The sequence below is a fragment of the Paenibacillus elgii NBRC 100335 genome (assembly GCF_004000865.1).
Taxonomy (GTDB): Bacteria; Bacillota; Bacilli; order Paenibacillales; family NBRC-103111; genus Paenibacillus_G; species Paenibacillus_G elgii.
In genome coordinates this window covers 1-12,802 of the sequence record NZ_BIMB01000013.1, presented here as the reverse complement: position 1 = coordinate 12,802, position 12,802 = coordinate 1, and the positions used below count along the sequence as shown (strand labels likewise).

At 51.7% G+C, this 12,802-nt stretch carries 8 protein-coding genes, 1 pseudogene and 1 CRISPR repeat array; of the genes and pseudogenes, 1 reads left to right on the top strand and 8 read right to left on the bottom strand.

The window, feature by feature from the left end:
• Positions 1-89: 89 nt before the first annotated feature.
• The 4 genes from PEL01S_RS12160 to PEL01S_RS12145 all read right to left on the bottom strand — a co-directional run bounded on the left by PEL01S_RS12160 (position 90) and on the right by PEL01S_RS12145 (position 5,574).
• The gene (locus tag PEL01S_RS12160; RefSeq protein ID WP_127460481.1) at positions 90-545 is read right to left on the bottom strand and encodes a hypothetical protein; all 456 of its coding nucleotides are present in this window, start codon (positions 543-545) and stop codon (positions 90-92) included.
• A 92-nt stretch (positions 546-637) separates the two neighbouring features.
• Positions 638-2,416, bottom strand: coding sequence for an ABC transporter substrate-binding protein (locus tag PEL01S_RS12155; protein WP_371860697.1), 1,779 nt, complete (start codon positions 2,414-2,416; stop codon positions 638-640).
• 194 nt (positions 2,417-2,610) lie between these two features.
• Positions 2,611-4,119: an ABC transporter permease gene (locus PEL01S_RS12150; protein ID WP_127460479.1), complete on the bottom strand. Its 1,509-nt coding sequence runs from the start codon at positions 4,117-4,119 to the stop codon at positions 2,611-2,613.
• A 12-nt stretch (positions 4,120-4,131) separates the two neighbouring features.
• Entirely contained in the window at positions 4,132-5,574 is a 1,443-nt protein-coding gene (locus PEL01S_RS12145) for an ABC transporter permease subunit (protein ID WP_127460478.1), read from the bottom strand.
• 155 nt (positions 5,575-5,729) lie between these two features.
• On the opposite strand from PEL01S_RS12145, the gene PEL01S_RS35550 reads away from it, so the two are divergent.
• Complete coding sequence (locus PEL01S_RS35550; RefSeq protein ID WP_127460477.1) at positions 5,730-7,472, top strand: ABC transporter ATP-binding protein; 1,743 nt, start codon at positions 5,730-5,732, stop codon at positions 7,470-7,472.
• A 341-nt stretch (positions 7,473-7,813) separates the two neighbouring features.
• Positions 7,814-8,313: a CRISPR direct-repeat array (repeat unit 30 nt; unit sequence GTTTTGAACGTACCTATGAGGAATTGAAAC).
• 397 nt (positions 8,314-8,710) lie between these two features.
• On the opposite strand, the pseudogene PEL01S_RS12135 reads toward PEL01S_RS35550, so the two are convergent.
• The 4 genes and pseudogenes from PEL01S_RS12135 to PEL01S_RS12120 form a co-directional block, all read right to left on the bottom strand.
• Positions 8,711-9,420 (bottom strand): annotated as a pseudogene (locus tag PEL01S_RS12135) (alpha/beta hydrolase).
• 311 nt (positions 9,421-9,731) lie between these two features.
• Positions 9,732-10,784, bottom strand: coding sequence for an LLM class flavin-dependent oxidoreductase (locus PEL01S_RS12130; RefSeq protein WP_127460476.1), 1,053 nt, complete (start codon positions 10,782-10,784; stop codon positions 9,732-9,734).
• Between the two features lie 69 nt (positions 10,785-10,853).
• Complete coding sequence (locus tag PEL01S_RS12125; protein ID WP_127460475.1) at positions 10,854-11,723, bottom strand: NAD(P)-dependent oxidoreductase; 870 nt, start codon at positions 11,721-11,723, stop codon at positions 10,854-10,856.
• Between the two features lie 69 nt (positions 11,724-11,792).
• A complete protein-coding gene (locus PEL01S_RS12120; RefSeq protein ID WP_127460474.1) occupies positions 11,793-12,320 on the bottom strand; it encodes a TetR/AcrR family transcriptional regulator in 528 nt (175 codons plus the stop codon).
• Positions 12,321-12,802: the final 482 nt, after the last annotated feature.

Below are 12,802 nucleotides of genomic sequence, written 5' to 3'. Positions count from 1 at the left end.
CATGTGCCCGAAATCCACGAAAAAACGAGGCTGCCGATAAAACGATATCGGCGGCCTCGCTGCTTCATTACTCCGTCGTGCACATTTCGTTACAATCGGTTCAACGGTTCGATGCGGTATGCTGATTTCTCGTCGGCCGCTCCTGTGTGCTCGCCGTGAATGACCCAGCCGTACGACAGCGTCGAAGCCAGCCGATCGCGCTCCTCCACGGTCAGCTTGGCGGAGACCGACTCCTGTCCGGGCTCCAGGCTGAGCTCGGCTTCCTCGCCTAAGGCGAGCAGAAGCCAACTGGAGATGCCCCGCAGCGTGCTGAACTTGATCTGGTAGCCGTTGTAGACGGCCTCTTCGAAGACGGCCGGATCGCTGGAGGCCGACGCGGTCAGCAGCTTGTAGTCGAACTTGAATTTGCTCTCGTCCTGAGGCAGTTCGCCGGCATGGATGCGGCGAAGCCGCTCCTCTTTGGACCAACCGTAGGCGTTTAACGATTCCAGCATGAGGGCGTCCCACTGCGACAGCTTGGCTTTACTTTTATCGGAAGAAGACATGGATGATCGCTCCTTAGTTGTAGGCGTTCGAAAGTTTGTGAAGAAAGAGACCGCCCGGTTGAGGCAGTCTCTTTTCATTATCGCTGAATTCCTTATTTTTTTCCAGCTTTGTAAGCGTTCAGGAACTCTTTGGCTTTGCCGGCATCGGCTTTGAGCTCAAGGCCGGTTTGGACGATCGGGCTGACCGTCGATATGGCTTTGAATTTATTGTTTTTGTAGTAAGCGAGGAACTCGTCTTGATTGACGGAGTAGAGCACCGCTTTTCTCAAATCGGCGCTTTTCGCCACTTCACGGTTTTTCGTGTTGAACAGCAGGTACGAGACGGCGTTGCTCGGCATGGTTTGCAGCGAAAGCTTGCTGTCGCTTTTGACGATGTCGAACTTCGTCTCCGGCACGCTATAGAACAGGTGAATCTCGCCGCTGCGCAGCGCGGATAACGAGCTGTCGGCGTCTTTGATAAAGCGGATCTTGATGTTGTTCACCTTCGGTTCGTGCTTTGTGCCCGCCATGTAAGCCGGGTTTTTGAGGAAGATCGCTTCGTAATCGTTCTTGTAAGACAGGATGTACGGACCGCTTGTGAACAGGGTATTGTTGTATTTTGCGCCTTCGGTTACCGTGTTTTGATCGCCGTACGGGATGTCTTTGTTGACGTCGAATTTGGCTACATCATACGTGTTGATGCTCTCGACTTGCTTCTTGGACACGATGCCTGCCGATTGGTGAGCCAGATAGTTCAGCACTTGTGGGAACGGATTGGTTGTCGTCAGCTTCACGACTTGGTATTTGCCTTCTTTGCTGTTGGCTTGTTTCTTGTCTGAGACCAGCGCGGAAATTTTGGCGCCCAGGCCTTTTTCCAGACCGCTTTTCACCGTTTCGGAGCCGCCGGATTGCTTGATCGTATCGAGAACTGACGGGTCGGTCACGAGCTCCACGTTCTTGATGTGCTCATGCAGCGTGTACGTTCGGTGGTTCGGCACCGAATTTTTGTCCTTCGCGCGCAGCAGGGAGAAAATGACATCGTCTGCGCCTACGCGCTCGCCCGTATCGACGGCCAGCTTATCCTTGATTTGAGCGAAGTTGATGTCGTCCCGCAGAATGAAATAATAGTCTGTATTGCCTTCGGCGATGGCGAAATTATACGACAAGGAGCCTTCGGCGGTCAGCTTGTCGTCATCCGTCAGGTTAAGCAAGCGCACGTACATGTTGGTATTGATGATGTTGATCGAGCCGTCGTTTCCTTTGATCGGGTCGAGCGACGTCAAGGTCGGCAGCGACGATTGCAGGATGATCGGGTCTTTCGCGCGTTTCCCTTCATCCTTGAAATCCAGCTCTTCCCACGGGAGGGAGCGGGATTTCGACAGCCGTACGGACTCCTTTTTCAGAACCTCCTGGTTAAAAGCCTGTGATTTGACGGAGATGTACAGAGGCGCGATATACGCCTTGTCGAATACCAGCTTTTGCTCAAGCTGTTTGTACGTATCTTTGTACTCTCCTTGCGTCTGTGTCGAAGCTTTCTCGATCAAATCGTCGATTTCCTTGTCGGCCACAATGCTGTAGTCGCCGCCCGTTTTGAACAGCGAGCGTACAGCGTAATCCGGGTTGCCGGTTACCGTGGTCCAGCCTGACAGGGAGATGTCGTAATTGCCTGCGTCCTGCTGCGCCTTGAATGAGCCATAGTCCGGTTGAAGGTTCAGCTTGACGTTGAAGCCGTTCTTGGCCAGTTGATCGCGGATGATGTTGACGTCCGCCTCTCCGGAGCTCATAGCGAGCAGCTCGATATCGACCTTGTTACCGTCGCCCGCCGGCTGCTCTGCCGATGGTTTGGATTGCGCCTGTTCGTCTTTGGTTGTTAAAGTGCACCCGCTCAGCATAAGCGATACGCCAAGAATCGCCGGAATGAGCAATTTCCCCTTTTTTTTCAATGGAAGTCCCTCCTGGTGAAAATAAGTTTTAAAATATGAACTCACACACATTCAGTTATCGCCCCTGCATGATTCAAGCATCTGAGAAGGAGATAGAGTATGGATGAGGATTCCGAATGCGTTCCCTGCCAGGATCGGCAGCCTTACTCCAGCTTCGGATCGAGCGCGTCGCGGAGCCCGTCTCCCAAGAAGTTGAAAGAGAGGACCAGCGCGATGATCGCCAGACCCGGGTAGATGGCTGTAAACGAGTGCGACTCGAGGTACGCACTGCCGACCTTAAGAATGTTGCCCCATTCCGGGATATGCGGCTCGACGCCGAGCCCGAGAAAGCTCAAGCTGCTGGTCGAAATGACGGCGCTCCCGATGGTAAGCGTCGATTTGACGATCATCGGAGAGATCGAATTGGGAATGATATGCTTAAACAGAATCAATAGATCGCCGGAGCCGAAAGCCCTCGCCGCCTGTACGTATTCGAGCGTCGAGACGAGCATGACGTTCGCCCTCATCGTTCGGGCATAGGCGGGAATCGCTCCGACGCTCAGCGCGAGAATGAGATTCATGGTGTTGGCGCCGAATGCTGCAATGATCGCAATCGCGAGCAGGATGCCCGGAATGGCGTACAGGATGTCGAGCGCCCGCATGATCACATTGTCCGTCTGCCGGCCGAAGTAACCGGAGATCGCACCCAGAATCCCTCCGACCACAACGGGGATCAGCGTGGACAAGAACCCGACGAACAGCGAGATCCGCGCGCCGAATACGATGCGTGAGAACAGGTCGCGTCCGAAATTGTCGGTGCCCAGCGGGTAAGCCAAGCTCGGAGATTGCAAAATCGCCCCGTAGTTGTTTTCGATCGCCATGCCGTAATCGAACGTCAGATAGCTGCACACGGCGATGGTAAGCAGGAAGCAAATAAAAAACAAACCGAGCATCGAAGTGGAGCTTCTGGACAGGCGCTCGACGGCATGGTGAAGCTTCGAGTCCGACATCTGTTCCTCGTCGCGCAGCTTGGCGATCAGCAGGAGGCCGAGGAACAGGGCGAACAGATTGCCTGTTGCGGCGGTGGCCAGCAGTGCGATGGCGACGATCCACATCCACTTGGGCAAAATCTTGTCTTCTGCATAGAGCGCCACCAGCAGCAAGGCGGCCAGTTGGAGCACGGCTGCCACGATCAGCAGCGCCATGCCTTGCAGGAACGTATTGGCGACGTAAGGCTTGAATACGTTCAAAGCCGAGACGGCGAAGACGAACAATGTCGTAAGCAGCGTATAAAAGGCCAACGTGTAGGCGGCGCTTTTCTTGCGTTTGATGAGCTGGAAGGCCGCCGTCCCGACGAAAATATTGGTTGTCAGCAAGCTGAGCAGCAGCACATAGCCTAATCGGCGCGTGGCCCGTCGCAGTTCGCCGCTGCGAAGCAAGTCTCTTTTGATCAGGAACCTAACCGCTAACTGCAGCAGCCCGAAAACGAGATAGGCGGCGCATGCAGCCAAGACGGCCGGCTTCCAGACCGCGCCGGACCCGTCGTAGCTGTTCAGCAGCAGCAACAGGGCGATTCCGAGCGAAGCGATGCCGGAGAAGCCGGCTTGACTGTATTCCGGGCAAGAGGCCAGCCGGAAGTGGATTTCATGTTTGTTTGGTTGAATGGTTTTCACGGCTGCCACCTGCTAGTATTGTTTCATTTTTGAACGGATTCTTGGATCGAAAAACGCGTACAAAATATCGATCACGACATTGACGATAGAGATTGCGATTGCGGTGTAGACGACGCCGCCCATAATCGCGGGAATGTCCGGGATGAACTGCTTGTCCACGATATAGCTCCCGATGCCGTTGATGTTGAACACCTTCTCGGTCACGGCCGATCCTCCGAGCATTCCGCCGAACTGAAGTCCGATGACCGTAATGATCGGGATCAGCGCGTTGCCTACTGCGTGCCTCCACAGGACGCGCCTGCGGGACAGCCCCTTGGCTTTGGCGGTCGTAATGTAATCCTCGTGAATGACCTCAAGCGTGGAAGAGCGGGTCATCCGCGCAACCGCCGCCGTTAGGCCCGTGCCCAGAACGATAACCGGCATGATCATCGACAGCCCATTCTCCGGGTTATACGTAGCGGGAAGCCATTGCAGCTTGATCGAGAAGTTCAGGATAAAGATCAAGCCTTGCCAGAAGCTCGGGATCGACAAGCCGAGCAGCGCGATGAACATAAACGTATAATCGAAAAACGAATTCGGCCGCGTCGCCGATATAATGCCGATCGGCAGGGCGATGAGCACTGCGATGATCGTGGATATCACCGTGAGTGTCAGCGTCACGGGGAATTTATTGGCGATGGCCGTCGTAACTTCCTCGTTACCCGCAAACGACTTGCCGAGATCGAAGGTCAGGATGCCTCTCAGCGTATCCCAGAGCTGAACCAGATAAGGCTGATCCAATCCATAGAGCTTTTTGAATGCGGCAATCTGGTCGACGGTCGCGGTTTCCCCGAGAATATTGGCGGCCGGTTCCATCGGCGATACGTACAGGATGGTGAAAACCAGAAAGGCGACGCCGAAAATGACCAGCACCGTCATAACCAGCCGCTCCACGATGTATTTCAGATAAGCGTTGCCGTAGATTCTGATCAGCGCATACATCAGGATGCCCGGCAGGAAAGTTACAGCCAGAAACGCCGGGTTTTGGATCAACATCCGAAACGTTTCCGCAAACGTGACCTGCGTCTCGTGGTGCTGCTCCAGATGAGCCTCGACCTGCCGCTGCAGAGCTTCCTTGAACTTTTCGGCGGTGATGCGCTCCGCTTCATGCTCCAGTTGCTTCTGATCGACCTGTTGGTTGAAAAAATGATGCTTCCGGGTCAACTGCTCCTTCGTTTCCGTTAAAATCCGGTCCCGGTAGCCGGATTCCAGCAGCTTGCGTTCCAGACTTCGGTGCAGTTCTTGATGCGCCTTCCGTTTGCGTCCATATAAGTAGACGATGCCGACGATTACGTTTACGGGCGCCCCTGCGAGCAGCAGCAGGAAACGATAAGCCGGGTGCAGCAACATTTTGGAGTAGATGTTCCCGATTCGATCAACGAGACGGGAACCTGTCACGACCGTTTGCCCTGTCAAGCTTGTGCGCTCCCTTTCGAGTAAATTAGTATATTAATATTTGCATTATTCCGAGTGTTATAGTAGATTTTAAGATAAGGGTCGAAAAATGTCAACAATTACTAACGACGACGATGCCAAGTTTTCAAAATTTACGATTCGACACAGGTGACTCCATGGATACGTTATTGCAGGTGAACCAATTATCCGTTTCATTTTATTCTCGCGATAAAGAAGTCGAAGCCGTCCGGAATGTGAGCTTCGAGGTACGCAAAGGCGAGACGCTCGGGATCGTCGGAGAATCCGGCAGCGGCAAGAGCGTCACGGCGCGCACGATCATGCGTCTGCTGCCTTCGCCACCCTCGATGGTGAAGGGTGGAGAGATTTTATTCCAAGGCCAGAACCTGGCCTATAAAACCGAACAAGAGATGGAGCAGATCCGGGGGCGGGAGATCGGAATGATTTTTCAGGACCCGATGTCTTCGCTCAACCCGACCATGCGGATCGGCAAGCAGATCGAGGAGAGCTTGATCAAGCACCGGAAGCTCTCCAAGACGGAAGCGCGCAGGGAAGCGATCGAGATGCTCCGGATGGTCGGCATCCCGTATAGCGAGGCGCGCTATATGCAGTATCCTCATGAATTTTCCGGCGGCATGCGTCAGCGGGTGATGATTGCCATTGCGCTCGCTTGCCGTCCGTCGCTGCTGATCGCTGACGAACCGACAACTGCGCTGGATGTAACGATACAGGCGCAGATTTTGCACCAAATGAAGGAGCTACAGCTTAAGCTCGGCACCTCGATCATCCTCATTACGCACGACTTGGGCGTCGTTGCCGGCATGTGCGACCGCGTCGTCGTCATGAAGGAAGGTGAGATTGTCGAGACGGGCACGACGGAAGAGATTTTCTACTCGCCGAAGCATCCTTATACGATCCGGCTGCTGAACGCGCTGCCCCGGTTGGACGAGAAGAAGAAGCCGAAGGCCGCGCCGCTCATCAAGAGGTCGGCCGAGGATCGTCCGCTGCTGGAGGTCCGGTCGCTGAAGCAGTATTTTGACCTTGGGAAGGGGCAGATCGTCAAGGCGGTCAACGATATCAGCTTCGATATCCGGGCCGGCGAGACGCTTGGCGTCGTAGGCGAATCCGGGAGCGGCAAGTCGACGACGGGGCGAGCGATTCTTCGTCTGAACGAGCCTACCGGGGGCGAGGTGCTTTTCAAAGGGATCGCGTTGAACCGGCTCAACCGAGGTGAAATGAAGACGATGCGGCGCCACATGCAGATGATTTTTCAAGATCCGTACGCCTCGCTGAACCCGCGCCTCCGCATCGTTGATATTATTGGCGAAGCGCTGGACGTGCACCGGATCGCAGGAGGGAAAAAGGAGCGGCAGAAGCGGGTCGAAGAGCTGCTCGATATGGTCGGGCTTAGCCCTGCGCATGCCATGCGGTATCCTCACGAATTCTCGGGAGGTCAACGTCAACGGATCGGCATCGCCCGCACTCTGGCTATCGAGCCGGAGTTTATCGTGTGCGACGAGCCGTTGTCGGCTCTGGACGTTTCGATCCAGTCGCAGATCGTGAAGCTTCTGGAGGAGTTGCAGCAGCGATTGGGTCTTACCTATCTGTTTATCGCGCATGATCTGTCGATGGTCAAGCATATCAGCGACCGCGTGGCGGTGATGTACAAGGGCAAGATCGTGGAGCTGGCGGAAAGCGAGGAGCTGTACGAGAACCCGCAGCATGCCTACACGAAGTCGCTGCTGGCCGCGATCCCGGTTCCCGACCCGAAGGTGGAATCGAAGAAGACGTTTACCGCTGTAGAAGAGTCCTCGAAAACGGACCCGTACGGCTTGGAGCGCTCCAGCTTCGTTGAAGTGAAGAAGGGGCACTGGGTGGCGATTGCTGAGGGGGAGGGTTAGATGAGGGTTTGGGGACGAGCGGGTAGGGGATTAGGAATTAGGGTCGATTCCGTTCGCTGTGCTCGGCTGCTGGAAGAGATTGAAGGCGAGGATACTAAAGAGGTAAAATTAGCTTAAGCAATAGGAATAAACCAGAGCGTCAGAGTTTAATTGCGTTGGAAAAAAACGGGCAAAGTTGTATAATGTAACTGCGCATTTGTGTCGTCGACCTCCAATGCTGCAAAAAAGCCAGGGGATCGACGACAACAAGGGCCGCGTGGGAACAGGGATTTTGGTAGTTGGCGTGGGGGAGAATTGTTTGTTAGATATGTGGGAATAGCGTAACGACGGCGTTTTTGTGGGTTTTGAACGTACCTATGAGGAATTGAAACCGGCAACGTGGCTGACATCTTCGATACAAGGGGGAGTTTTGAACGTACCTATGAGGAATTGAAACTGTTGCCTCAAACAATGCCAGAAGCTCTAAGAATGTGTTTTGAACGTACCTATGAGGAATTGAAACTCTGACTGCGGCACAGCCAGCTCATTGATGTATAAACCCGGTTTTGAACGTACCTATGAGGAATTGAAACACAGCCTTTGTAGGTATTATTGTAACCTATGGAGACCAAGTTTTGAACGTACCTATGAGGAATTGAAACCGGTCAGGGCGGGAGTATCGGCCCGCTGACGACCACCCGTTTTGAACGTACCTATGAGGAATTGAAACTCCAAATACGGTAACAACCCGAACTCATAGTCATGGTTTTGAACGTACCTATGAGGAATTGAAACGAGGGTGGAAACGTGATGCGTGGATTGCCCCCGCAATGTTTTGAACGTACCTATGAGGAATTGAAACAGGTTCTTTCAAAAGAAACGGTAATGAGTAAGGTTTGTTTAGAACGTATCTACGGAGAAGTTGAAACATCCTACGGCGACTGCGGACGTCATGGTCGAAGTTGTTCCGGCTAGGCATATTTTCGGACTCCCAACATCTAGAGCTTCGAAAAAATGGATCTGGGTTTGAAGGAAGAAAAGTCTTTACGGGTCGACACCTGTATCCGGAGCAACATGATTGGAGATAAACCTGCATCAACTTGAAGCGCTGCATATACCGTACACCGTCGTTGGAGAGGCTGCAACAAGAGCAGCCTCTCCCTTGGAGGAGAAGATGCTCCTTGACACTAATGGTTTCATTATGACTGCAATGGAAGCTGTTTTACGGCCTTTGCATATATCTGTGTCGATTCTTACAATTAAGTATGAAGGGCCCGGGCCATCGCATCCATATAGCTTTGAACGGCGCGCTGACTCACTTCCGCTTCCGGAACGAAATTTTCAAAAAGGTGAAAGCATCCGGGATACAGATGAAATTCGACATCTACACCTGCTTGTGCAAGCCGCGTTACATATTCGATCGTCTCATCTCGGAAAAGATCAAGCTGACCTACACACGTATAGGTTGGTGCAGCCCTGCTAAGTTCTCCGCTCTCGACGGTACTGCATAGGGAGATTTCCCGTTGGCATCGTTCTCCTCGCTGAGGTACATGTTCCAAGCCGCCAAGTTGTTCGTTCGGTTCCAGATTGCGCGATCATCCGTAATCTCATGGCTTGATGGCGTGATGTTACGGTTGTCGAGCATCGGGTACAACGGCATTTGAAAGATAATGGATGGTCCGCCTTTATCACGTGCCATCAGCGCGAGTGCTGCAGTGAGCCCGCCGCCTCCGCTTGCGCCGGCAATCGCAACCCGGTTCACATCAATTCCTAGCGATTCCGCCTCCTCTGTCATCCAGACCAGGCCAGCATAACAATCTTCGATAGCTGCTGGGTAAGGGTTCTCGGGAGCAAGCCTGTAATCCACCGACACGACAACGCATCCAGCCGTCTGAACGAAGCGTTCGCACAACTCGTCGTCCATATTAGGATGTCCCATCACATATCCGCCTCCGTGAATCCACAGCATGGCTGGAAGCTTATCATCCTTTCGTCCGGCAGGTTCATAAATTTTAGCCAGCATCTCACCTGCAGCACCCGGAATCGTTCGACTGGTTGTATGTACATGCTCTGACTTCTTCACAGGCGGAGCCGACACCAGACTTCTGCTCCACTCCAAATTCTCTTCCAATTGAAACCCTGGAAATTGTGCAAAGGCCTGTCTTAATTCCGGCAGTATACGTGTATCCATACTCATGTAAATCCCTCCGGCAATATAATGAAACGAAATTGGATTTTCATTCATTCTCGTGTTCTGAATGACGATTGAATGGATACTCCTTATTCCATCTCAGCTTCCCACTTGGCAATTTCCTCTCTTACCCGCGGAGCAACCTCGGTTCCGAGCAGCTCGATGGCCCGCATGACCAGCTCATGCGGCATCGTGCTTAAGGGTACATACATCATAAAGCGTGTAATGCCTACATGCTTGCGCAGGTGGATGATCTTCTGGGCAACCGTTTCCGGATCGCCAACATACAATGCGCCTTCAAAGCGTCGGGCAGCATCAAAACTGGACCGGTCGTAATACGCCCACCCTCGCTCTTTGCCGAGTTTATTCATACCAGCCTGAGTAGAGGGAAAAAATGTATCTGCCGCCAACTCTGTATCCTCTGCAATGAATCCGATTGAGTGAGACCCCACCCGAAGCCGCGATACATCATGTCCAGCATGGGCTGCCGCCTTCTTGTAAAGCTGTACAAGCGGTGCAAAATGCGTCGGACTTCCACCAATGATCGCCAGGATCAATGGCAGACCCAGAAGACCTGCACGTACGGCGGACTCTTGGGTACCTCCGCTGCCAATCCATATGGGTAAAGAGTCCTGAACGGGACGCGGGTACACACCAAGATTATGAATCGCTGGCCGATGGCCTCCCCTCCATGTTACTTTCTCGGATTCCCGTAATTTCAGAAGCAGTTCGATATTTTCATTAAATAACTCCTCATAATCATGTAAGTCATAACCAAACAACGGAAAAGACTCAATAAAGGAACCTCTGCCTGCTATGATCTCGGCACGTCCATTGGAGATGCCATCAAGCGTAGCGAAATCCTGAAACACACGTACAGGATCGGCTGATGAAAGGACCGTTACAGCACTAGTCAGCCGAATCCGTTTAGTTAGAGGTGCAGCAGCAGATAACACAACTGCTGGCGAAGAAGCAGCGTAATCTTCACGATGATGCTCACCTATGCCGAAAACATCAAGTCCCACCCGATCTGCGAGAACGATTTCTTCGACGACTTCGCGTATTCGCTGCGCGTGACTTATCACTATACCAGTCTCAATATCAGGCTTTGTTTCTACGAACGAAGTAACACCTATTTCCATGGTTCATCTCACCTTTTTTGATTTTTCTCCTGCACTACGCCCAGCAGAGATTCGGGGCAACCCTAAGGTTTAAGAAGAATGCTCTAGACAACGGATTAAAGCCGTCCAATCCATTTCACCATAACCTCGGGCCATTCCTACAGAAAAATGATTATGAATAAGTTGGCCCAGAGGCAGAGGAGCATGGACGGACTGCGCTGCCTTTATAGCCAGTTCAACATCCTTCAGCCCAAGCTTCATTTTAAAACCGGCCGGTTCAAAGCGCTGTTCTGTCATGATCGCTCCATAGTTCTGATATACCGGAGATTGAAAAAGAGCATTCACGACATCCATAAAGCGGGCCGGCTCTACGCCGTACTTTTCCACCATCAGCTGCGCTTCCGACAAAGCTTCCAGCATCGAAGCAATTAAAAAGTTTACGCCTATTTTTACAACATTCCCTTCTTCGCCATGATCCCCAATCTCGAATATTTCTTGACCCAATGCTGCTAAAACAGGAATTACTTGTTGTCTGGCTTGTTCCGGACCTGCCAAAAGGATGCGCAATTTAGCTGCTTTAGCAGCATCCGGTCGCCCCAGCACCGTGGCGGACACAAAGTATTGCTTTCTCTCTGCATGCGCGGTAGATAGTTTCCGAGCCAGGTCTACACTTATCGTACTTGCAGATAGGTGAATCCCTTTTTCCGGCAATCCGTTCAGAATTCCATTCGGTCCCTCAACGACCTCCTCCAAAGCGGCATCATCAGAAAGCATGGTTATGACAAGATTGCTCTCTTTGGCAGCCTCCAACGGTGTTTCGGCATATCGTGCTCCCTGATGCATTAAGGGTTCCGCTTTTTCAGGGGTACGATTAAAGATGATTAATTCATAACCGGCTTGCAGCAAATTTTGTGCCATTGGAAAGCCCATATTTCCAAGCCCAATAAACGATACTTTCATAAGTCTCATCTCCATATTTATTATGAATTACGATAACGGAACGATCGTTCCAAAACGGTCAAAAAAAATTTATATTCCTTCAATGACAATTCTTATCATGTCCTTTGCTCGTTGCTGATCTGGATCTACTTTTGCCATGATATTGATGCTTTGATGTAAATTCAGCAATAAGTAAGACAGCGCTTTGACATCTGTAGTTTTATCGATTTCGCCTGATTGTCGGCCTTTTTCCAAAAGCTCGTAAAAAGCCTGTTCCAAATTCAAAAAACTGGTCTTTATTAATTCATTTAATTTTTCATCTGGCGACTCTAGTGTTGTAGCTGCATTCGTTACAAAACATCCGCCCGGTAGGCTAGTATCATACGCTGTCGCAATATGATGCTCAAAATATTGTCGAAGTCCTGCTCTAACGTTTGATGCCCGTTCAAGAATGACCCGTTTATTGAAGCTAACCTTTTTGTAATGTTCCAGTGCAGCAAGGTACAATGCTTGCTTGTCGGAAAAAGTATCGTAAAGACTGGATCGGCTAATGCCCATAACTTGCAGCAAGTCCGGAATGCTTGTTGCCTCATAACCCTTTTTCCAAAACAACAGCATCGCTTGGTGTAACGCTTGATCCTCGTTAAACTCTTTTGTCCTAGCGATGAGTAACACCTCCCGTAATTGCAATATAACATATCTGAACCGATCAGTCCAGAAAGGATAAAAGAAGACTTATTTTTTCGTAACAATTCTCTCTGAACTACAAATTTGCGGGCTGACTGAAAGCGAGGAGTTGTATGAGAACCCGCAGCATGCCTACAAGAAGTGCGATCCCGGAACGGGCTGGGAGTTACAAATTAGGAGTGGGTTCCGTTCTTTGTGTTCGGCCAATGCCGCAAAAAAACGGGGGATCGACGACAACGAGGGCCACGCGGGAACAGAGATTTTGGTAGCTGGCGTGAGAGGAATTTGTTTTCTTATATGTGAAAAATGGCGTAACAGCGTACCTATGATGAGTTGAAACCTGTGGGATATCCCGCCATGAGGCCAGTCGCATAATCCAGTTAAGAAAAGATTTAAAGCCCCGGAGCTAGAGT

Bases quoted from the DNA above. Each gene is read 5' to 3' on its own strand.
- PEL01S_RS12130 (WP_127460476.1), bottom strand. From the start codon at position 10,784: ATGGAAATAGGTGTTACTTCGTTCGTAGAAACAAAGCCTGATATTGAG.
- PEL01S_RS12155 (WP_371860697.1), bottom strand. From the start codon at position 2,416: ATGCTGAGCGGGTGCACTTTAACAACCAAAGACGAACAGGCGCAATCC.
- PEL01S_RS12125 (WP_127460475.1), bottom strand. From the start codon at position 11,723: ATGAAAGTATCGTTTATTGGGCTTGGAAATATGGGCTTTCCAATGGCA.
- PEL01S_RS35550 (WP_127460477.1), top strand. From the start codon at position 5,730: ATGGATACGTTATTGCAGGTGAACCAATTATCCGTTTCATTTTATTCT.
- PEL01S_RS12160 (WP_127460481.1), bottom strand. From the start codon at position 545: ATGTCTTCTTCCGATAAAAGTAAAGCCAAGCTGTCGCAGTGGGACGCC.
- PEL01S_RS12120 (WP_127460474.1), bottom strand. From the start codon at position 12,320: ATGCTGTTGTTTTGGAAAAAGGGTTATGAGGCAACAAGCATTCCGGAC.